The sequence below is a fragment of the Polynucleobacter sp. 80A-SIGWE genome (assembly GCF_018882295.1).
Classification (GTDB): domain Bacteria; phylum Pseudomonadota; class Gammaproteobacteria; order Burkholderiales; family Burkholderiaceae; genus Polynucleobacter.
The window spans coordinates 36,156-57,549 of record NZ_JACVOR010000002.1 but is presented as its reverse complement, the minus strand read 5'-3'; the positions used below and the strand labels follow the sequence as shown (position 1 = coordinate 57,549).

The 21,394-nt window shown below is 47.2% G+C and carries 15 protein-coding genes; 8 read left to right on the top strand and 7 right to left on the bottom strand.

Going from position 1 to position 21,394, the window contains the following annotated elements; genetic code table 11:
- The first annotated feature begins 31 nt into the window (after nucleotides 1-31).
- Both folK and panB read left to right on the top strand, forming a co-directional pair.
- On the top strand, nucleotides 32-559 hold the full coding sequence (gene folK, locus ICN25_RS05060) for a 2-amino-4-hydroxy-6-hydroxymethyldihydropteridine diphosphokinase (protein WP_216179667.1): 528 nt from the start codon (nucleotides 32-34) through the stop codon (nucleotides 557-559).
- Nucleotides 560-576: 17 nt separating this feature from the next.
- On the top strand, nucleotides 577-1,395 hold the full coding sequence (gene panB / locus ICN25_RS05055; protein ID WP_216179664.1) for a 3-methyl-2-oxobutanoate hydroxymethyltransferase: 819 nt from the start codon (nucleotides 577-579) through the stop codon (nucleotides 1,393-1,395).
- A 14-nt stretch (nucleotides 1,396-1,409) separates the two neighbouring features.
- Here the strand turns inward: panB and dnaJ are convergent, their stop codons facing one another.
- The 5 genes from dnaJ to hrcA form a co-directional block, all read right to left on the bottom strand.
- On the bottom strand, nucleotides 1,410-2,540 hold the full coding sequence (dnaJ, locus tag ICN25_RS05050) for a molecular chaperone DnaJ (protein WP_216179661.1): 1,131 nt from the start codon (nucleotides 2,538-2,540) through the stop codon (nucleotides 1,410-1,412).
- A 99-nt stretch (nucleotides 2,541-2,639) separates the two neighbouring features.
- Nucleotides 2,640-4,574 carry a molecular chaperone DnaK gene (dnaK, locus tag ICN25_RS05045; protein WP_015421906.1) on the bottom strand — a complete coding sequence of 645 codons (1,935 nt, stop codon included), beginning with the start codon at nucleotides 4,572-4,574 and terminating at the stop codon, nucleotides 2,640-2,642.
- A gap of 173 nt (nucleotides 4,575-4,747) precedes the next feature.
- A complete protein-coding gene (grpE, locus tag ICN25_RS05040) occupies nucleotides 4,748-5,308 on the bottom strand; it encodes a nucleotide exchange factor GrpE (protein WP_216179658.1) in 561 nt (186 codons plus the stop codon).
- Nucleotides 5,309-5,390: 82 nt separating this feature from the next.
- Nucleotides 5,391-6,485 (bottom strand): ferrochelatase, encoded by a 1,095-nt coding sequence (gene hemH / locus ICN25_RS05035; RefSeq protein ID WP_216179655.1) that lies wholly within the window; start codon nucleotides 6,483-6,485, stop codon nucleotides 5,391-5,393.
- Between the two features lie 44 nt (nucleotides 6,486-6,529).
- Nucleotides 6,530-7,552 (bottom strand): heat-inducible transcriptional repressor HrcA, encoded by a 1,023-nt coding sequence (gene hrcA, locus ICN25_RS05030; RefSeq protein WP_216179653.1) that lies wholly within the window; start codon nucleotides 7,550-7,552, stop codon nucleotides 6,530-6,532.
- Nucleotides 7,553-7,589: 37 nt separating this feature from the next.
- Here hrcA and ICN25_RS05025 point away from each other — a divergent pair, with 37 nt between their 5' ends.
- Both ICN25_RS05025 and recN read left to right on the top strand, forming a co-directional pair.
- On the top strand, nucleotides 7,590-8,495 hold the full coding sequence (locus ICN25_RS05025) for an NAD kinase (RefSeq protein ID WP_216179650.1): 906 nt from the start codon (nucleotides 7,590-7,592) through the stop codon (nucleotides 8,493-8,495).
- A 26-nt stretch (nucleotides 8,496-8,521) separates the two neighbouring features.
- Nucleotides 8,522-10,192: a DNA repair protein RecN gene (recN, locus tag ICN25_RS05020; RefSeq protein WP_216179647.1), complete on the top strand. Its 1,671-nt coding sequence runs from the start codon at nucleotides 8,522-8,524 to the stop codon at nucleotides 10,190-10,192.
- 4 nt (nucleotides 10,193-10,196) lie between these two features.
- Here the strand turns inward: recN and glnE are convergent, their stop codons facing one another.
- Entirely contained in the window at nucleotides 10,197-13,013 is a 2,817-nt protein-coding gene (glnE, locus tag ICN25_RS05015) for a bifunctional [glutamate--ammonia ligase]-adenylyl-L-tyrosine phosphorylase/[glutamate--ammonia-ligase] adenylyltransferase (RefSeq protein WP_216179644.1), read from the bottom strand.
- Between the two features lie 78 nt (nucleotides 13,014-13,091).
- Between glnE and ICN25_RS05010 the strand changes: the two genes are divergently transcribed.
- The 4 genes from ICN25_RS05010 to ICN25_RS04995 are packed head-to-tail and all read left to right on the top strand — an operon-like array spanning nucleotide 13,092 to nucleotide 20,749.
- Entirely contained in the window at nucleotides 13,092-17,252 is a 4,161-nt protein-coding gene (locus tag ICN25_RS05010) for a YhdP family protein (protein WP_216179642.1), read from the top strand.
- A gap of 10 nt (nucleotides 17,253-17,262) precedes the next feature.
- Nucleotides 17,263-18,090, top strand: coding sequence for a carbon-nitrogen hydrolase family protein (locus ICN25_RS05005; protein ID WP_216179641.1), 828 nt, complete (start codon nucleotides 17,263-17,265; stop codon nucleotides 18,088-18,090).
- 24 nt (nucleotides 18,091-18,114) lie between these two features.
- Nucleotides 18,115-19,605: a metalloprotease TldD gene (gene tldD / locus ICN25_RS05000; protein WP_255536693.1), complete on the top strand. Its 1,491-nt coding sequence runs from the start codon at nucleotides 18,115-18,117 to the stop codon at nucleotides 19,603-19,605.
- A 19-nt stretch (nucleotides 19,606-19,624) separates the two neighbouring features.
- Nucleotides 19,625-20,749 carry a 3-deoxy-7-phosphoheptulonate synthase gene (locus ICN25_RS04995; protein ID WP_216179640.1) on the top strand — a complete coding sequence of 375 codons (1,125 nt, stop codon included), beginning with the start codon at nucleotides 19,625-19,627 and terminating at the stop codon, nucleotides 20,747-20,749.
- 51 nt (nucleotides 20,750-20,800) lie between these two features.
- On the opposite strand, the gene ICN25_RS04990 is transcribed toward ICN25_RS04995, so the two are convergent.
- The gene (locus tag ICN25_RS04990) at nucleotides 20,801-21,370 is read right to left on the bottom strand and encodes a cob(I)yrinic acid a,c-diamide adenosyltransferase (protein WP_216179639.1); all 570 of its coding nucleotides are present in this window, start codon (nucleotides 21,368-21,370) and stop codon (nucleotides 20,801-20,803) included.
- Nucleotides 21,371-21,394: the final 24 nt, after the last annotated feature.

Here is a 21,394-nt window from a genome sequence, read left to right as displayed (position 1 = left end):
TTCTTGTAGTTTTCTCTCGTTTGGAAAGAGCATGGCTCGAGCTTTTATTGGATTTGGCGGAAATATCGGTGACACACGTCAGCTTATTACTGACGCGATTGTGTGCCTTGCACAGCGCTGCGAACTCCAAATCCTAGCCAAAAGTTGCTTTTACCAAAGCGCGCCCTTCCAAGCCACTGGTGGCGACTACATCAACGCAGTAATTGAAATTGAAACGCAGTTAAGCCCTTACGGCTTATTGCACGTCTGCCAAGCGGTTGAACAAGAATTTGGCCGTGAGCGTCCTTACACCAATGCACCCCGCACGATTGATCTGGATATTCTGGCATTTGAGGGCGTATCCCAAACAGATAGCGAACTCACCATTCCCCACCCAAGAATCATTGAGAGATCTTTTGTCCTTCTGCCTTTACTGGAAATTGCCCCGGATTTCTTTCTACCCAACTGGGGTGAACTCAAGGCTTATTTACCCAATGTGGCTGATCAGCGCATAGAAAAACTACCTTGCCGCAACTGTAATTGCGGTGAAAAAGACGTTTATAGCCAATCAGCGCATTAATTCATTAAACTCACGCCATGGGTTACTTACAAGGCGAAAAGCCACTTACGATTTCTAAACTCCTCGCCATGCGCGCGGAGGGTGAAAAAATTACTATGCTGACGGCATACGATTCGACGATGTCAGCCTTATTAAATCGCTGCGGAGTAGATACTATTCTGATTGGGGATTCTCTAGGTAACGTGATTCAAGGTCACTCAAGTACTACCCCAGTAACCGTTGAGCAAATGGCGTATCACACCGAATGTGTGGCCCGCGCTAACTCTCACGCTTTCATCATTGCCGATCTTCCTTTTGCCAGTTATGGCGATCCCGTTCAAGCTCTAGACTCAGCAGCAGAACTCATGCGTGCTGGCGCTGATATGGTCAAGCTTGAAGGTGGTGGCGATTGGCAGGTTGATGTGATTCGTCACCTAGTAGAACGGAGTGTTCCAGTCTGTGCGCACCTAGGCTTGTTGCCACAATCAGTGCACATCCTAGGCGGCTACAAAGTACAAGGTAAATCAAAAGATTCGGCCACCATCATGCTCGAACAAGCGCTCGCCTGTCAGGAAGCCGGGGCGCAAATGGTGGTTCTAGAAGCAATCCCTTCTTCTTTAGGCGAACGCATCACTACTGAACTCCATATCCCCACAATAGGAATTGGTGCGGGCGCAGATTGCTCCGGTCAAGTATTGGTACTACAAGATATGCTGGGCATTAGCCCTGGGAAGCCACCAAAGTTTGTTAAAAACTTTTTAGAGGGTCATGCCTCTATTGAGGCAGCAGTCAAAGCCTATGTTCGAGAAGTGAAATCCGGAAAGTTCCCCGGACCCGAACACGGCTTTGCTGGATAAGTTTTAACTACTCGCTAGCTAAAAAAACTCTTCACACCATCAAACCAACCCTTTTGATGGGGGTTGTGTTTATCACCACCAGTCTTCAAGCTGTCATCAAACTTCTGGAGCATTTTCTTTTGCTCATCAGTCAGCTTCACTGGGGTCTCAACAGCAACGTGAACGAAGAGATCGCCAACCATAGTAGAGCGTAGACCTTTAATTCCCTTGTTGCGCAAACGGAATGTTTTACCAGTCTGCGTACCCTCAGGAATTGGAAACTCGACGCGCCCTGAAAGCGTTGGTACTTCAATATCGCCACCAATCGTTGCAGTTGCGAATGAGATTGGCATTTGCACATGCAAATCACTGCCATCGCGCTCAAATACTTTATGGGGCTTAACTCTCACTTCCACATAGAGATCGCCAGATGGGCCGCCATTAACGCCTGGCTCGCCGTTACCAACGGAGCGAACGCGCATGCCATCATCAATACCCGCAGGGATTTTGATTTCGAGTGTTTTTTGTTCTTTATGTTTACCGCTGCCATGGCAAGTCTTGCATGGCTTCGGAATGTACTCACCAGTGCCGCGACACTTGGGGCAAGTTTGCTGCATTGAGAAGAAGCCCTGTTGGACACGAACTTGACCATGACCATCACAAGTAGTACATCTCTCAGCTTTGCTGCCAGGCTCTGCGCCAGTACCGTGACATGGCTTGCAATCACTCCAGCTTGGTACTCGAATTTGCGTGGTGTAACCCTCAGCAGCTTGCTCGAGAGTGATCTCCATGTTGTAACGTAAATCAGCACCCTTATAAACCTGTGGTCCCGACTGACGTCCACCACCTTGGCCAAAAATATCACCGAAGATATCACCAAAGGCATCCGCAAAACCGCCACCACCAAAGCCACCACCGCCAAAGCCGCTGGATTGGTCCACGCCTGCATGACCGTATTGATCATAAGCAGCGCGCTTGTTTGGATCAGTGAGGGTTTCGTACGCCTCTTTAACTTCTTTGAATTGCGCTTCCGCTGTTTTGCTATCGGGATTGCGATCAGGGTGATGCTTCATCGCCATTTTCCGATAAGCCTTTTTTAGCTCCTCATCGCTGGCACCTTTCGCAACACCAAGCACTTCGTAATAATCGCGTTTACTTTTAGGCACAAAATTCCTCTCAACAACCTGAATGACACAAGTCGGCACGAGGCCGACTTGTTATTTAAGTACTTCTAAACTACGTTAAATGGCTTTCAATATAAGGGATTACTTCTTATCGTCCACTTCTTTGAAATCCGCATCCACTACGTCAGCATCCGGAGCAGCAGCTTGTGCGCCACCAGGAGCTGCGCCAGGAGCAGCGCCACCAGCTTTAGCTTGTTCAGCAGCCATGGCTTTTTCGCCTAACTTCTGACTAGCTTTACCCAAAGCTTCAGTCTTAGCTTCAATAGCAGCTTTATCGCTACCCTTGATTGCCTCATCCAATTCTTTCAGGGCAGCCTCGATTGCTTCTTTCTCAGAAGCCTCTAAAGCGGAACCATGCTCTTCCAGGGCTTTCTTGGTTGAGTGAGCCAAAGCATCAGCAGTGTTGCGCGCTGTTACTAGTTCCAATGCTTTTTTATCTTCATCGGCATTCGCTTCAGCATCTTTCACCATGCGTTGAATTTCTTCTTCAGTCAAACCAGAGTTTGCCTTAATGGTGATCTTGTTCTCTTTGCCAGTCGTTTTGTCTTTTGCAGTTACATGCAAAATACCGTTGGCATCAATATCAAAGGTCACTTCAATTTGTGGCATACCGCGTTGTGCTGGAGCAATACCTTCCAAATTAAACTCACCGAGCAATTTGTTAGCAGCAGCCATCTCACGCTCACCCTGGAAACACTTAATAGTTACCGCAGGCTGGTTGTCTTCCGCTGTGGAATAAACCTGTGAATGCTTAGTAGGGATAGTGGTGTTCTTCGGAATCATCTTGGTCATTACGCCGCCCAAGGTTTCGATACCCAATGACAATGGAGTTACGTCCAAGAGCAATACGTCCTTACGATCACCAGACAATACAGAGCCCTGAATCGCAGCACCAACAGCAACTGCTTCGTCTGGGTTCACGTCCTTACGTGGCTCTTTGCCGAAAATCTCTTTTACCTTGTCCTGAACTGCAGGCATACGGGTTTGACCACCAACCAAAATCACGTCATCGATGTCAGCCACATTTACGCCAGCGTCTTTAATTGCAGTTAAGCAAGGACCAGCCGTACGGTTGATCAACTCTTCTACCAAAGACTCCAACTTAGCGCGAGTGAGCTTCAAGTTCAAATGCTTAGGACCGCCTGCATCAGCAGTCACATATGGCAAATTGATTTCGGTTTGTTGCGCAGATGACAATTCGATCTTAGCTTTTTCAGCAGCGTCTTTTAAACGTTGCAATGCCAATACGTCTTTGCTCAAATCTACGCCTTGCTCTTTCTTGAACTCAGCAATGATCCAATCAATGATGCGTTGGTCAAAGTCTTCACCGCCCAAGAAGGTGTCGCCGTTAGTAGAGAGCACTTCGAACTGCTTCTCACCATCTACGTTAGCAATTTCAATGATGGATACGTCGAATGTACCGCCACCCAAGTCATATACAGCAATCTTGCGATCTACTTTGTCTTGCTTGTCGAGGCCAAATGCCAGCGCTGCTGCAGTTGGCTCATTGATGATGCGCTTGACATCTAAACCAGCAATACGGCCAGCATCTTTAGTTGCTTGACGTTGGCTGTCATTGAAGTAAGCAGGAACAGTAATCACTGCCTCAGTTACTTCTTCGCCGAGATAGTCTTCGGCTGTCTTTTTCATTTTGCGCAGAATTTCTGCTGACACTTGTTGTGGTGCCATTTTTTTATCACGTGCTTCAACCCAAGCATCACCGTTGTCCGCTTGAACAATTTTGTAAGGCATTAAACCGATGTCTTTTTGCACTTCAGCATCAGTAAATTTGCGACCCATCAAACGCTTCACTGCGTAGATAGTGTTTTTAGGGTTGGTGACTGATTGGCGTTTTGCAGGCGCACCAACCAATACTTCGCCGTCTTCAACGTAAGCAATGATGGATGGAGTTGTACGGCCGCCTTCGGCGTTCTCGACAACTTTAGGTGCATTGTTTTCAACAACTGAAACGCACGAGTTTGTGGTTCCTAAGTCAATTCCGATAATCTTTCCCATAATGGCTCCAAAAAATTAAGTTATGTGTAATTTCGTAAAACTGCGAATAAATCGATATTCAATAAATGGGGTCAAAAAGAAGGAATTCAAGGGCTAAAAATGCAAAAAAGGCAGATTTCTGCCTTTTTATCCTGCTTTTTGCTGAAAAACCCTAATTTAGGGGTTTAAATGACTTATTTGGGTGCACTCACCGTTACCAAGGCTGGGCGCAGAATGCGATCGGCGATGGAATAACCCCTCTGAAGCACTGAAACCACGGTATTGGCCTCTTGGTCGGACGGTACGGAAGCGATCGCCTGGTGATGATGAGGATCAAACTTGTCACCCACAGCAGGATTAATCTCAGTCATGCGACCCTTCTCAAAGGCGGAGAGCAACTGCTTAAGGGTGATCTCCAAACCTTCTTTAAAGGCCTTGGCATCAACCGCCTCGGCATTCAAGGCTGCGTACAAGCTATCCGTTACCGGCACGAGATGCTCGGCAAAGCTCTCAATCGCAAACTTATGCGCCTTAGAAACATCCTCGGCAGCACGACGACGAATATTCTCACCTTCAGCTTTGGCTCGGAGATAGTTATCCTGCATCTCGGTGAGCTTTTGATTTAACTCAGCAATCTCTTGCTCTGGAGTCTTTGCTTCAGCAGGTGCAGCAGCTGCATCAGCATTACCCTCGGCCCGAGGATCAGCGGCAATATTTTCCTGCTCAGGGGATGGGTTTTGGTTTTCTTGGGTCATGGGTACAAATTCACTTTTCTATCAGAATGGCTACTTCTCAACAATATGGGGCCGATTAAAGCAATTTCAAGTGCGGCCGAGTTTAAGCAATTTTTGCTTTAGCTAACTCAGCGAGGCGATTACGTTCTTGCAATACCGCATCTGACTCCACACCTAAGCCCCAGCCTGATAAATGCTGCTGGGCGATGTCGTACATCGCATCGATCCATTTTGGATTGCTATTGAGGCAAGGAATATAACGGTAATCTTTACCGCCATGCTCTAAGAAGATCTCGCGCGCTTCCATAGCAATTTCTTCTAGAGTCTCCAAGCAATCTGCCGGAAAGCCTGGGCAAAAAATATCTACTCGCTTGCAACCTTCTTTGCCCAGCTTTTCAATCGTTGGGGCTGTGTAGGGCTTGAGCCATTCGGCTTTACCAAAGCGTGATTGGAAGGTAACTAAATATTGCCCGGGCTCTAAGCCTAAAGACTCACCAAGTAGGCGGCCGGTTTTTAAGCACTCGCAATGATAGGGGTCACCCTTCATTAAATTACGTTTAGGCAGGCCATGAAATGACATCACCAGGTGATCGCCGGCAGCGAAATCTGGGCGCCCATCTTTATCCCATGCGCCGAGCACTTGATCACGTAACGCAGTGATGTAAGCTGGATTGTCGTGATAGTGTTTTACCAAGCGAAGTTCTGGTTGATTGCGCCATGTTCCAAGAACACGAAACACCTCATCAAAACTGGAAGCAGTCGTTGTTGCCGAATACTGTGGGTATAGCGGCAACAACAAAAGACGCTCCATGCCCTGTGCCTGCAGGGCTTCCAGGGCTTGCTGGGTTGAAGGCTCACCATAGCGCATGGCTAGATCCACCAACACTACTTCACCATGATTAGCGAATTTCTCACCCAACTCTTTTGCTTGCAGGCGTGAGTAATGCATTAATGGCGAACCTAGTTTTGGCAACCAAATAGAAGCATATTTCTTTGCAGAAGCGCCGCTACGAATCGGCAAAATAATGCCGTTCAAAATGCACCACCAAATAATGCGCGGGATTTCTACAACCCGTGGATCCGATAAAAATTCTTTGAGATAAGCTCTCACTGCTTTAGCAGTTGGTGCAGAAGGAGTTCCCAAGTTCAGCAATAACACTGCTGTCTTAGAAGGGCGTAAGTGAGGGTTTTGATTCAAGGGGGATCCGTCTTAATTAAAGAGCATTAGAAATGAGATTGCTATCAAGATCCCATTGGGGAACTCAATGCGCCTGATAGCAATTTAGAAGTAATGTCGACAATCGGGATTACCCGATCGTATGCCATGCGAGTAGGGCCAATCACACCGAGGGTTCCAACGATCTGACCATCCACGCTATAAGGCGCGCTGATGACAGCGAGATCTTCATAAGGCAGCAAATCACTTTCGCCGCCAATAAAGATCTGAATGCCATCCGCATGACTAGATACATCTAACAACTGCATGAGTACCGACTTTTGCTCAAGCATGTCGAACATCTTGCGCAACTTATCTAAATTAGTACTGAGGTCGCCGACATTGAGCAAACGACGCTCGCCCGATAGCAGCATGTCTCCTTGGCCCATGCCGTAATCGCTAACGCCACTGTGAAGCGCCAAAGCCATCAAGCCAGAAATATCACTGCGTAAGTTATCGAGATCTGAAGCTAGGTGTGCCCGCACCTCAGCAAAGCTCTTACCCGCAAACTGCATATTGATGTAATTGCCCGCCTCCACCAACTGGCTTGGCGTGTAGTCTTGTGTAGTGGGGAGGATGCGGTTTTGAACATCGCCCTCAGGAGTCACCATGATGAGGAGTATCTTGCCTTCACCAAGTCGCAAGAACTCGATATGTTTGAATACTTGTGCCCGCTTAGGCGTCATCACAACCCCAGCGAAATGGGTCAAATTAGACAGAATTTGCGCAGCGGAGTTCATGACCCTTTGCGGGGAATCTGGCAAAAGGCCTTTTTCCATCTCACGGGTAGCAATTTCTTCTAGGGGGCGGACGGTCACCATCGTATCCACAAAGAGACGATAGCCCCTTGGCGTTGGAATACGACCGGCAGAAGTATGGGGGCTGGTGACCAAGCCCATTTCCTCCAAATCCGCCATGACATTGCGAATCGTGGCCGCAGAAAGATCCAATCCCGAGAATCGAGATAGGGTGCGTGAGCCAATAGGCTGCCCCTCTTCGATATAGCGCTCGATGAGGGTTTTCAGTAAGGCACGGGAACGATCATCCATAGTGGAAGGGATTTTATGCGTATGGTTTAATCGTTATATGTTAAGCCCATCCCCAAATTCCAGCAAAAAGGCATTTAGCCGGGTTGCGCTCGTCGGTAAATATCAGGCTGACGGCATGCAAGAGCGTCTTAAGGACCTAGCCACCCTTCTGGCCGAACAAAGCTGTGAAGTCTATGTCGAGAGCGCTACTGCAAGCCATTTGGGGCTGACCGCCTATCCCATCAAAAAAGTCGAGGAGTTTTCAGGCGCCATCGATCTAGCAGTCGTTTTGGGTGGTGATGGCACGATGCTTGGTATTGGACGTCAATTGGCTGGCCGCAACGTACCCCTGGTTGGCATCAATATGGGTCGCTTAGGCTACATGACCGATATCCCCATTCAGAACGTTCAAACTGTATTGCCACAAATCATTGCTGGTGAATACGAAGCCGATACCAGAACACTGCTTGATGCGGTTGTAATGCGCAATGGCAAAGAGATTAATCAAGCTCTCGCTCTAAACGATGTTGTAGTCAATCGCTCTGGAATTTCCGGAATGGTCGAACTTGCAGTACGCGTCAACGGCTCATTTATGTATAACCAACGCTCAGATGGTTTGATTGTGTCGACACCTACCGGCTCAACTGCTTACGCCCTGTCAGCCGGCGGCCCCATCTTGCATCCGCGGGTAGCTGGAATTCTGTTAGCGCCAATTGCCCCACATTCTTTATCTAATCGCCCCATCGTATTGCCGCAAGATATTGTGGTGAGCATCGAGGTGGTTGATGGCAGAGAAGTGATTGTGAACTTTGATATGCAATCCCAAACCAACTTGCAATCGGGTGACACTATTGAAGTCAGTCAATCCAAAAAAACAATCACCCTACTTCACCCTCGCGGCCATAGTGACTACAAAACCTTGCGAGAAAAGTTACATTGGAATGAGTATCCATCGACATTCTGATGTCGAATTTTTCGGTACGCTAAGGCATGCTTCAAACACTATCGCTTCGCGACTTTGTCATTGTTGACCAGCTAGAGCTAGATCTTTCCTCAGGCTTCACGGTACTCACCGGTGAAACGGGTGCGGGCAAATCCATTCTCCTAGATGCACTCAGTCTCGTATTGGGCGAGCGTGCGGATAGCAGCCAAATTCGTGAAGGCTGTAACCGCGCAGAAATTAGCGCCCTCTTTCGAATTGATCCACAGCAAATTGACCACTTCAATCAATGGCTTGATGGACAAGGCTTTCCGCTTGAAGATGAAGGGCAAAGTCTGCTCCTCAAAAGAACTGTAGAAGTAAATGGTCGTAGCCGTGCCTTCATTAACGGTAGCGTAGCAACCTTGGCACAACTGCGAGAAGCAGGTGATCAATTGGTAGATATTCATGGGCAACACGCACATCAACTATTACTCAAAGGTGGTGCGCAACGTGAACTATTGGATCGCCATGCGAATCACATGGATCTGGTCGCCGAGGTCTCTCAATTATTTAAAACCCTAAATGAATCACGTCGCAGACTAGAGCAGGCAGAAAATGCTGGTCAAGATATTGAGCGCGAGCGCGAGCGTTTGGAGTGGCAATTAGAGGAGCTCAGCGAACTCTCTCCGCAAGAAGGTGAATGGACCACCATTCAAAGTGAGCATGCTCGCCTAGCCAACGGTGCAAAAATTATTAGTGGCTGCCAAGAAGCGATTGATGCTCTAAGCGAGGCGGATAACTCAGTAGAGTCAACCCTCTCTAAAGTCAGCGGCAACATGAGCGCATTAGCAGAGCATGACTCTGCACTTAGCGATATCAGTCAAGCCTTAGAGTCAGCACAAATTCAGATAGATGAAGCGGTACATAGTCTCAATCGTTATTTACAAAAACTCGATTTAGATCCTGCACGTCTAAGCGAAGTAGAGGAGCGCATGCAAGCTCTCCATGGCGCTGCCAGAAAATATCGCACCGAAGCAGATGACTTGCCAAAACTACTTTTGGACACTACCGAACGCTTAGATGCATTGACCGCCTCTCAAAATATCGAAGCTTTACGTGAGAAAGTGAAGCAAGAAGAGTTGGCCTATCTCAAACAAGCAAAGCAACTCTCGCAAAAACGCAATAAAGCTGCACTCGACTTGGGCAAACAAGTTACTGCCGCAATGCAAGACCTATCGATGGCAGGCGGACAGCTAGAAATTTCCTTGCAACCCCTATCTGAAGGTGGCGCCCAAGGTCTTGAGCAAATTGAGTTTCTGGTTGCAGGTCATGCTGGCAGCACCCCACGCTCATTAGCAAAAGTGGCCTCCGGCGGTGAATTGGCTCGTATCAGCCTGGCCATTAGCGTGATTACCAGTAAAGCTTCATTTACGCCAACCCTGATATTTGATGAAGTCGATGCTGGGATTGGCGGAGCTGTTGCAGAGACGGTTGGAAAATTATTGCGTCAACTTGGCGAATCACATCAAATTCTCTGTGTGACCCACTTGCCACAAGTAGCCGCACAAGGCAATCATCATTTGAAGGTAAGTAAATCTCAGGCGGACGATAAAACCCTTTCTCAAGTCACGCCACTTGGAAGGTCTGAGCGAGTAGAAGAAGTTGCCCGCATGTTGGGCGGAGCAACGATTACCGACACTACGCGTCGACACGCTCGAGAACTGTTAGAGCAAAACTAGGTTTTCAAGCGTCCGATGGGGCAAGAAATACTTCTTGCCACAAGGCCAGCACTACTTCTCTTGCTTGAACTAACTCAGGCTCAAGCCCCAAATCTACCCGCGTCTTTTCAGCGCCATCTAAGCGCAAGCGATGTTGACGCGCTCGTAGCAGACGATAGGCATTGCCCACCTCCTGCGCTGTTGAGACCTGAATCAAGCCCACCTCTCCCGCAATCCGCAACAAGGCAATATTGCCCAAATTACCAATAAGTTGCGGATAGGTATTTGAAAATGCCAAGACTAAAAATTGCACGATAAATTCAATATCCACCATGCCCCCGGCATCATGCTTTAAATCAAAATCAGAAGTGGGGTTTGGATGTCCAGCATGAACCTTACGACGCATTTCTAAAATTTCATGGCGCAACTGATCAATATCACGCTTCTGACTTAAGACCTCAAAACGCACATGATCAAAGAACTCTCCAACAGCCTTACTTCCCGCAGAGAACCTTGCACGCGTTAGAGCTTGATGCTCCCAAACCCACGCAGTGTTATCGCCCTCACGTAACTGATATTTCTTAAACGCATCGGCATTCGTTACCAAGAATCCCGCAGAACCATTTGGACGAAGGCGTGTATCGATTTCAAACAAGCTGCCAGCCGATGTGTAAGCAGTTAACCAATTGATCATTCTCTTGGCGAGTAAGGCGTAAATTTCTTGAGCAGCAAAATCTGACTCTTCAGATTGATATAAAAAAACCAAGTCCAAGTCCGAGGCATATCCCAACTCTTTACCGCCTAACTTTCCATAGGAGATCACCGCAAATGGCACAGTTGCATCAAGCGGTAATTCAAACTTCTTGGCAACGCTTGGCCACACACGCTCAAAAGTGGTCTGCAATATTAAGTCAGCCAAAGCAGACAAATGATCGCTGACCTTTTCCACAGAAAGCTCGTGATCAACACCAATTCCTAAATCCGCCAACAAGGTAATGAAGGTTTCAGTGTGATGGGTGATGCGCAAAATATCCATAGCCTGCTCAGAGCCATCACCTCCTGCCATTACATCATCTAGACGCATATCTAGTGTCGCTTTTACTTCTTGCCAATATTGCTCCGGATGCTCAATCAGTGCCTTCTCAGTTCGTGAGTTGAGCAAGTAATCCAGGAGATGGGGGTGCCTGGTTAAATACTCCGCACCCCATTGAGAGGCTCTGAGCAAAGCCAACACATTGGATAGCGCCTGCGGATACTCTGAAAGAATCGACAAATAAGCACTCCGTCGTGCAACCGCCTCCAGCAAATCAAAGAAGCGAAGTAAAGTCTGATCCGCACTAATTCCAACAGGCTGATCTGCTTGCAAACTATCCGCAGCTTTACGAATCAGGTTATTAAAAATGATTCTGCTTTTTTCTGGCAACTGTCTCTGCTTGGAACTATCAGACCAAGCTAACCAACGCACCGCAGACTCAGGGAACCTCACGCTATCGGGCGCCCATCCAGCCGGCAAGCTTGTATTGTCAAGACGTGCAGCATCATCAAGTACAAAGGCTTTTTCAAAGTACTGAGCTACTGCGGCCTGGTGCTTGTCGAGTGCAGATAAGAAAGAGGACCGCTCTTGAGTTTGATCAGGGCCAGCCATACTAGTCGCCAAGCGAGTGCGAGCGCCCTCATCTTCAGGTAAATAGTGCGTCTGCTGATCTTCCCAGGCCTGAATCCGATGCTCTAAGCGACGCAAGTACACATAAGCTGACTTCAGATCATCCACTTCATTGGCCGGCAAGATTCCTTGCTGCTTTATCAAGTCCAATACTTCTAGCGTAGGTCGAATGCGAAAACGAGGATCTGTGCCACCACGCATCAACTGAAACATTTGCGCCAAGAACTCAATTTCACGGATACCACCACGGCCTAACTTGATATCCCTGGATCGACCATGATGATTGGATGAACGCTTCTCAGCTTCATGCTGTATCTGGGCATGCAATTCACGGATAGATGCAATCACGCCGTAATCCAAATGACGGCGATAGACAAAGGGACGAATCAGTTGATCAAGTTCACGCTCACAATAAGCAAAGGCAGGCGAGTCAGGCAAAGGTGAAATCAACCTACCCTTAATCCAAGCGTAGCGTTCCCACTCTCTACCTTGCACCAATAAATATTCTTCAAGCATGTCAAGACTACAAACCAAAGGACCCGAATCTCCATTTGGCCTCAGGCGCATGTCCACCCGAAATACAAAGCCGTTTGCATCATGCTCTGCCATGAGCTTAATCAAACGTTTACCCATTCGAGTAAACCACTCGTGATAAGACAAGCTTTTGGGTCCTCCCTGAGTGTCACCTTCGTGTTCGTATAAAAAGATGAGATCGATATCAGAAGAGAGATTAAGTTCTAGCCCACCTAACTTACCCATACCCACCACCATCAAGGGCATTTCTGAGTTAGTGACCGAGCTCCATGGAATGCCAAAACGACGCTGCAGATCTTCGCGAATATAAGCAATTGAGAGCGCTAGAGCCTCCTCAGCAAAATGACTCAATGCGTGAGTCACTTCCCTGAGATCGGCCATACCGTTGAGGTCTCGGAAGGCAATCCAGAGCATGAGGCGCTGCCTCGCTAACCTCAGATCCGCCATAAATTGAGCCTCATCCTGCTCCGGAAGGGCTAAAGCATCCTGACAAGGGCTCAATAAACCCCGAATACCCGGAATATCGACCTTAGATGCGGCCTGAGACTGGAGCCAATCCACCCATTCGGGGCGAGAATTAAGCCAGCGTTGAGCATAGCTGGAGTGCTGCTTTAAAAATTCAATTTGGGCGGCAAAATCGGTCATTTCTCCATCTTAATCCGACTCTAGACTCAAACTACAGAAGCTTGGAGATCACCCAAGGGCTGACGGATAATAGAGCCCATGCTTCGAAATATTATCCGGACTCGCCTGCAGAGCGTGCTTCAAAAACGTCCTCCAGGTTCTGGCGGTCGTTGGCGCAAGCGCGCCCTCATCCTTGCTGGTCTCACTGTAGCTTTTTTTGTTTTCGGCCATATTGGAGTGCGTTTTGTTTTGTGGCCTCAGATCGAAAAATCAAAACCTACACTGGAGCGCTTAATGAGCGCTCGCTTAGGCGCCCAGGTCACGATGGATGCAGTGCAAGTTTCTTGGACTGGAATTCGTCCGAAATTTGCGATTCAAGGATTGCGCTTTAACGGCGGGACTACCTCTACCCCACCCTTACTTATTCAAAATATCAACGGACAACTGAGTTGGCTCTCTTTTTATCATCTAGCCCCTTACTTTCACGAAATCACATTTGATCAGGTTCAGTTGTACGCACAACGAGATGCCAAGGGCGTGGTCTCTATTGCCGGAATTCCAATTCTTAGTAATGCTGATAATTTTGCAACCGGGAACTGGTTGCTTGCTCAAAATGACATTCAAATAAATAATGCGAAAATTTTTTGGGAAGACCAGCAAAGTCGAAAGCTCAAGACTTCCATTGAAATTCAAAATGCTCATCTCAGTAATGGCATTCGCAGTCATGAAGGTCAACTAGTTGCACAAACACCTTGGAGTCCAAACCCGATCAAACTCCAGGCTGACTTTGTGCATCACCTAGCTGGACAAGCAGGTGATTGGAGGGACTGGGTCGGAAGTTTTTCATGGGATCTTGCCGAGCTTAATCTCAGCCAGATTTCCACAGACCTCAGTCTTCCGCTATATGACTTGGCTGGCAAACTCAACTCCAAAGGAAGTTTGAAGCTTGATGGCGGGAAGGCCAATGGCGGTCAAATGTCCTTAACGGCTGATCAGCTTAGAGTGCAATTAAACAAAGGTGAGGATCCCCTTGAGTTTGGCAGACTAGAGACTGATCTAGTACAAGACACAGATGGCGGCCTCAACTCCATCACAACAAAAACGTTGTCATGGCGCAATATCGATAGCCCTGCTACCGCTCCACTTGATAAATTAAGTCCAATTACTTTCCGTTGGCGCCCACCAAAAAATGGCGGGGAAATCAAAGAGTTCGGCTTCTCATCGCCCAAAATACAAGTCGAAGATATTGCACTCTTCGCACTCAATCTTCCGCTCCCGAAAAAGATTCATCAGTGGATCAAAATTTCTGAGGCAGATGGTGAGTTACAGAATTTGGACATGAATTGGTCTGAGAGCCAATCCGCCCTATCAGCCTTACCAATACCCGGCAATTGGTTTACCTCCAACAAACTTGATTTCACCGTCAGCGCAAAGCTCAATGACATTAGCTTCACTGGGGTAAATAAATCAATGCCTTCTGCCTCAAACTTATCTGGCAACTTAGTCAGTAATCAGAAGCAAGGTAACTTTACGCTTGACTCCGGCAATCTTGAGTTGGAGATGAATGATTTTTTATCAGCCTCTGAAATTCAACTTGATCGCGCAAAAGGTGAAATTAGTTGGTCTAAGCAAAAAGGTGGCTGGCTCATCAATGCAAAGAAGATGCAGCTCAGCAACCCTGAAATTACAACCAATTTTGATCTAAGCTACCTCATTGGCGGACCTAAGCAGCCCGATCAAATGACGCTGGACATGGAGTTTGTTAAAGCTAACATCGCGACAGCCCATCGCTATCTGCCGGTCAATATTGATAAAGATACTAGGCAGTTTCTTAGTAAAGCATTTGAGGCAGGAGACATTCAGAATGGCTCCCTCCACATTAAAGGGGACCCCAATCAGGTCCCTTTCCCCGCAGGAACAGTTGGTGAACTTACCCTTCATCTCCCCATTTCAAAAGTAATCTACAAACCAGCGCCCTTGCTGCCAAAAAGCCAGGGGGTTTGGCAAGCCTTTACTAATGTCAGCGGTAATATCGACATTAAGCAAGCAAGCCTGAATGTTGGAATTGATAAAGCCAACTACAAAAAAGTGACTCTTACGAATGTCCAATCACAAATTCCTAATCTCAGCGCTAAAAATCTAACTGCATTGATCAATGGCTCGGTTGAAGGTGATGGCTCCGAAATACTGGAATATCTATTCACATCCCCGGTAGGTTTGCAGCAAGCCAATCTTGCCAAGAACCTCACTTTAAAAGGCCCGGTCAGCCTAGGTCTTGATTTAAAGATTCCTTTATCTGGAAGCGATGATGTTAGTTTCGATGCAAAAATTACCCTCCCAGGAAACCAAGCGCAATGGGGAGAAGTTCCGCCGCTAGAAAATTTGAAGGGCAAGATAAGGATCACTGAAGCCAATCCGGAATTTGACAATGTCACCGCAAATTTTTTAGGTGGTGCATTTAAGATTTCAAGCGCGCCCTCTACAGCTGGAAACTCCAGCTTTAGCATTGGCGGCGATATCAATGCTAGCTTTATAAAAGATTACGTCTCTGGAAATTTAAAGTCTAGCGCCCATCCAGCACTGCTGTCTGCAATGAGCGGATCCGCAAAATATGATGGCTTGATCAACTTTAATAAAGCCGGAAGTCAAACTAATCTGAAATTTGATTTGCGTAATTGGGCGAGCTCTGCACCTGTACCTGCCAAGAAATTGGCTGGCACCCCCATGTTCGGTGAGTTCAATTTAAAAATTTATCCGGTAAGCAAAAATAATCCAGTGCGTGCAGACTGGTCTGGAAAATTAGGAGATCAGTATTTCATTCAAGGCAATCTAAATTCTGCCAACGAAGTAAAAAATTCATTAGGAGTTGGATCCTTAGCGCCATTGCCACAACAAGGGACTGCGCTCCACTTGGCAAGTAATGAACTGGACCTGGATCAATGGATAGAGTTTTTGGGGGCAGGAAAACATAAAGGTGATGCCAAAAAATCAGCCACTCCAGACGAAGATATTCAAATCTCTGCGCAAGTTAAAAAATTAATTGCACTGGATCGTGATTGGATTGACGTCAACTTACAGTCACAGAAAAAAAATGCGGTCTGGCAGGTACGTCTAAATTCACCTCAAATTGCTGGCCAAGCACAATGGCACCCTAGCAGTGGCGATCACCCCAGCGGATTGATTGCCGGAAGACTTGCGCGCCTGAAGCTGCCAGATCAACGCACACCCGCAGACTCGCCACCTAAAGAGAATGTCACACAAAAATCAGCAAATCTTAAGACTCCTATTAGTCCAAATGCTATCCCCAGCCTAGATTTAACGATCGATGACTTGAGTTGGACCAAGGCAAAACTAGGTGCAGTAAAGATTAAATCCAAAACCAGTCAGGACCTCCTGAAAGTCGAGTCTATTCAAATTAATAATCCACAGGGCAACTCAACACTCAAGGGTCAATGGAGTGCGCGCACTCAAAACGCTGCCGAGCAGAGCTCTATCACCGTTGATATGAATATCAAAGATGCAGGCCAAATCATTACCCACTGGAGTAGTGAGAAGCCTGTGGAAGGCGGGGAAGGAACACTCAACGCCTCACTCTCATGGTCCGGGCCACTCTTTTCACCAGCTTATGATTCATTGGCCGGCGATGTGAGCATTAACCTGACAAAAGGTCGACTACTTGAAGTCAATACTGATGGGGCAAAGTTACTAGACGTTCTAAGTCTGCAAAGTTTATTTAGATTTGCCACTTTCGACTTAAAGGGTAGTCTAGGCAATCTGGCAACCAAAGGCACGCCCTTTAACTCGATCAATAGCAACTTTGAGATCACACAGGGAATCGCTCAAACCAAGCAATTCACAATGATTCTGGATCAGGCACGTGTAGCTATGACTGGTCAAATTAATATTCCAGAACATACGCAAGATCTTCGCGTCACCATCTTCCCCACCATTGATGCCACCGCCGGCTCACTAGCAGCATTCGTGATCAACCCTATCATTGGCCTGGGAGCGGTAGTGGGTCAGTACCTTATTACCAATCAAATTAATCGCACTTTGCAAACGGATTACTTGATTCAGGGATCTTGGGATAATCCAGAGGTAATTCCGCTCGACCAAAAGGGGCAACCGCTTGATGCGAAAACGCTAGAGACGATTCGCACTAAAAATCTTTTGAAAGAGCAAACGAAACCTAGCTTACCCAATTCTGCGCCCGTAAGCCCACCAATAAACCAAAGTCTTTCTACCCAAATGCCAGGCTAAGCACATCAACATGCCAAGAAACTCTTCTGAACTCAGCATAGCCTCGATACAAATGGTATCAACCCCTAGCCTCAGTGAGAATCTCGAAGTTGCGGCCCGTTTAACTAAAGCAGCTGCAGACAGCGGAGCACAACTTGCCGTTCTCCCGGAATATTTTTGTTTGATGGGTTTGAAAGATACTGATAAGGTAAATGCGAGAGAGGCTGCAGGATCAGGCCCAATTCAAGAACGCCTGGCAGCAATAGCGCAAGACAATAAGATCTTTCTAGTTGCTGGCACCATACCTCTAGAGGCTAAAGAGTCGAACAAAGTTCTCAACACCTCCCTAGTATTTAATCCTCTAGGCAAGCAAATCGCTCGCTACGACAAAATTCATTTGTTTGGTTTTCAGACTGAAACGGAGCGTTACGAAGAATCTGAAACTATTACTGCAGGTAATCAACCAGGTCAATTTGCAATCAAACTGAATGAGGTTGACTGGCAATTTGGCTTAAGCATTTGTTATGACCTACGTTTTCCAGAGCTGTATCGCTCGTTTGGGCAAGTGGATTGCCACATCATTCCAGCTGCATTTACTTACACTACCGGCAAAGATCATTGGGAAATTCTGCTGCGCGCCCGCGCTATTGAAAACCAATGCTATGTCCTGGCTTCAGCCCAAGGCGGCATTCATCTTAATCATCGCCGCACCTGGGGTGAAAGTATGCTGATTGACCCTTGGGGAGAGATATTGAGCAAGCTTCCTGAGGGCGAGGGTTTTATTCAAGGCACACTCAGCAAAGATAAATTAAAAGAGGTACGCTCTAAGCTACCCGCACTAAAACACCGCAAGCTTTAATACAGAAAGTTCAGCTAAATCAAGATGAGAGCACCAGAAGCACTATTTCCGAGTGATTGGACTAAGCCCAAGAAACAGGCCGACCTTCTTAAGCTGGCCAAATCTATTTTGCTTGAGCCAACCGGTCTTTCTGAGCAAGATTTGCATCACACATTCGGGAATATGTTTACGCACCAGCTCGACGATGCCGATCTCTACTTCCAACATACCCGCAGTGAGAGCTGGAGCCTAGAAGAAGGTATTGTGAAATCCGGTAGCTTTAGTATTGATCAGGGTGTTGGGGTGCGTGCGATCTATGGTGATAAAACCGCCTTTGCTTACTCTGATGAAATTAATTTAGAAGCTCTCAACAAGGCAGCTAAATCTACCCGCGTGATTGGGCCTCAAGGCGGTACACGTGCTGTTGCGAGCAAAATATTTACACCCGTATCTAATGAACTCTACTCAGATTTAAATCCCTTAGACTCGTTGGCACCACAAGAAAAGATTGCCTTACTTGAAGGTATTGAGCGTCGCGCAAAAGCCCGTGATCCGCGCATCATTCAAGTTATGGCTAGCTTGGCTGGTGAGTTTGATGTGGTGCTCGTAGTTCGAGCTGATGGCTTATTGGCAGCCGATGTACGTCCGCTAGTGCGGGTATCAGTACATGTGATCGCCGAACAAAATGGTCGGCGCGAGTCTGGATCTTCAGGTGGTGGCGCTCGCCATGATTACCATTACTTCAATACGGAACTCATTAATCAATATGTTGATGAGGCTGTGGATGGCGCACTGATTAACTTAGACTCTCGCCCCGCTCCTGCCGGACCAATGACCGTAGTCATGGGTCCCGGTTGGCCTGGAGTGCTATTACATGAAGCAGTAGGTCACGGCCTTGAAGGCGACTTTAATCGCAAGGGCTCGTCTGCTTTTGCTGGCTGTATCGGACAGCGTGTTGCCGCTAAGGGTGTCACCGTAGTAGATGATGGAACCCTCTCTGGTCGTCGTGGTTCACTCAATATTGATGATGAAGGCACCCCTACCCAGTGCACCACTCTTATTGAAGATGGAATTTTGAAGGGCTACATTCAAGACAGTCTGAATGCAAGACTGATGAATATGCCTCTGACCGGCAATGGACGGCGTGAGAGTTTTGCCTCCCTACCAATGCCGCGCATGACCAATACCTACATGTTGGCTGGCAAAGATGATCCCCAGGAAATCGTAGCCAGCATCAAACGCGGCCTCTATGCGGTGAACTTTGGGGGTGGTCAGGTCGACATTACTAGCGGTAAATTCGTGTTTTCAGCCTCGGAAGCCTATTGGGTAGAAAACGGCAAAATTCAATACCCAGTAAAAGGTGCCACCATTATTGGAAGTGGTCCCGAGTCCCTAAAACAGGTCTCCATGATCGGAAATGACCTGAAATTAGACGGCGGCATTGGGGTTTGCGGCAAAGAAGGTCAGAGCGTCCCCGTGGGCGTTGGGCAGCCAACTTTACGTATCGACAGCCTGACTGTCGGAGGAACCGCTTAATACGGCTTAAAATAGCCGTATGAGCCAACAAAATACTAATCCCGCAAACTGGTACGCTGCCGTTGATAAAACGTCAGACACGGATGATCAACGCATTCACAACATTACTGTTCTGCCACCGCCAGAGCATTTGATTCGGTTCTTCCCAATCTCGGGAACACCTACTGAAGCACTCATTAGCAAGACACGCAAAAAGATTCGCGACATCATTCATGGAAAAGATGATCGCCTTCTTGTCATCATTGGACCTTGCTCGATTCATGATCCACGTGCGGCACTAGAGTATTGCCAACGACTGCTTGCTGAACGCGATCGTTTTGCTGGTGAACTCGAAATTGTGATGCGCGTCTATTTTGAAAAGCCACGGACTACTGTTGGTTGGAAGGGTTTGATTAACGACCCGTACTTAGATGAAAGCTATCGCATTGAAGAAGGTTTGCGAATTGCTCGTCAAGTGTTGATGGAAATTAATCGCCTTGGCATGCCTGCAGGCAGCGAATTCTTGGATGTTATTTCTCCGCAATATATTGCTGACCTCATTTCTTGGGGCGCCATCGGAGCACGTACAACTGAAAGCCAAGTTCACCGTGAACTTGCTTCAGGTCTGTCTGCACCAATCGGATTTAAGAATGGCACTGACGGCAATATCAAGATTGCTACCGATGCAATTCAAGCGGCTAGCCGTCCTCATCATTTCTTATCAGTACATAAGAACGGTCAAGTTTCTATTGTAGAAACAAAAGGCAATAAAGACTGTCACGTTATTTTGCGCGGCGGCAAAGAGCCAAACTACGAAGCTCAATACGTGCAAGCAGCCTGCTCTGAGCTAGAAGCAGCAAAGCTTCCAGCCAGTTTGATGGTTGACTTGTCGCATGCAAACTCCAGCAAAAAACATGAGCGTCAAATTGTGGTGGCAGACAATATTGCCGAGCAAATTGAATCTGGCTCAAATCAAATTTTCGGTGTGATGATTGAGAGTCACCTTAATGATGGTGCTCAGAAGTTCTCACCTGGAAAAGATGATCCAAGCAAGTTGGAGTACGGCAAAAGCATTACTGATGCCTGCATTAACTGGGAAGACTCAGTTAATGTGTTGCAACGCTTAGCTTTGGCCGTAAAGAATCGCAGAAAATCTAAGAAATAAAAAGTTGTGAAATAAAGCGAGGTTGCTTTATTGAATTAAAAAGAGACTAATTTATTTAGTCTCTTTTTTTTCGTGCTTCCAAAGAACGTCTTGACCACCTGCGGCACGATTGAGTACGCGTGCTAATACAAACAAGAGATCGGATAAGCGATTGACATATTGACGAGGTGAGTCGTACAAAGGCTCTTCCCAACCCAAACGCACAATCGAGCGTTCGGCACGCCGGCAAACTGTTCGACATACGTGAGCCTGAGCAGCAGCACGCGTTCCACCCGGGAGAATAAATTCAGTTAAAGGGGGCAAAGTGGCATTGTATTTTTCAAGCCAAATATCCAACTGAGCCACATGCTCTGGTTTGAGCAAGGTGTAATTAGGGATACAAAGCTCGCCACCCAAATCAAATAAATCATGCTGCACTTGCAAAAATAAAGCTTTTAACTCTTCAGCCAAACTCTCAGGGATCGATTCCGTCATCAAAACACCGATTTCAGAGTTCAATTCATCTACATCACCCATAGCGCAGATGCGCAGATGATCCTTTTCCACTCGGCTACCATCGCCAAGCCCGGTCATGCCTGCATCACCAGTTCTGGTGGCTATTTTTGAAAGTCGATTTCCCATAAAACTAATTATAGGTAAATGGCT

Bases quoted from the DNA above. Each gene is read 5' to 3' on its own strand.
- folK (WP_216179667.1), top strand. From the start codon at position 32: ATGGCTCGAGCTTTTATTGGATTTGGCGGAAATATCGGTGACACACGT.
- panB (WP_216179664.1), top strand. From the start codon at position 577: ATGGGTTACTTACAAGGCGAAAAGCCACTTACGATTTCTAAACTCCTC.
- dnaK (WP_015421906.1), bottom strand. From the start codon at position 4,574: ATGGGAAAGATTATCGGAATTGACTTAGGAACCACAAACTCGTGCGTT.
- grpE (WP_216179658.1), bottom strand. From the start codon at position 5,308: ATGACCCAAGAAAACCAAAACCCATCCCCTGAGCAGGAAAATATTGCC.
- hrcA (WP_216179653.1), bottom strand. From the start codon at position 7,552: ATGGATGATCGTTCCCGTGCCTTACTGAAAACCCTCATCGAGCGCTAT.
- ICN25_RS05025 (WP_216179650.1), top strand. From the start codon at position 7,590: ATGTTAAGCCCATCCCCAAATTCCAGCAAAAAGGCATTTAGCCGGGTT.
- recN (WP_216179647.1), top strand. From the start codon at position 8,522: ATGCTTCAAACACTATCGCTTCGCGACTTTGTCATTGTTGACCAGCTA.
- glnE (WP_216179644.1), bottom strand. From the start codon at position 13,013: ATGACCGATTTTGCCGCCCAAATTGAATTTTTAAAGCAGCACTCCAGC.
- ICN25_RS05010 (WP_216179642.1), top strand. From the start codon at position 13,092: ATGCTTCGAAATATTATCCGGACTCGCCTGCAGAGCGTGCTTCAAAAA.
- ICN25_RS05005 (WP_216179641.1), top strand. From the start codon at position 17,263: ATGCCAAGAAACTCTTCTGAACTCAGCATAGCCTCGATACAAATGGTA.
- tldD (WP_255536693.1), top strand. From the start codon at position 18,115: ATGAGAGCACCAGAAGCACTATTTCCGAGTGATTGGACTAAGCCCAAG.
- ICN25_RS04995 (WP_216179640.1), top strand. From the start codon at position 19,625: ATGAGCCAACAAAATACTAATCCCGCAAACTGGTACGCTGCCGTTGAT.
- ICN25_RS04990 (WP_216179639.1), bottom strand. From the start codon at position 21,370: ATGGGAAATCGACTTTCAAAAATAGCCACCAGAACTGGTGATGCAGGC.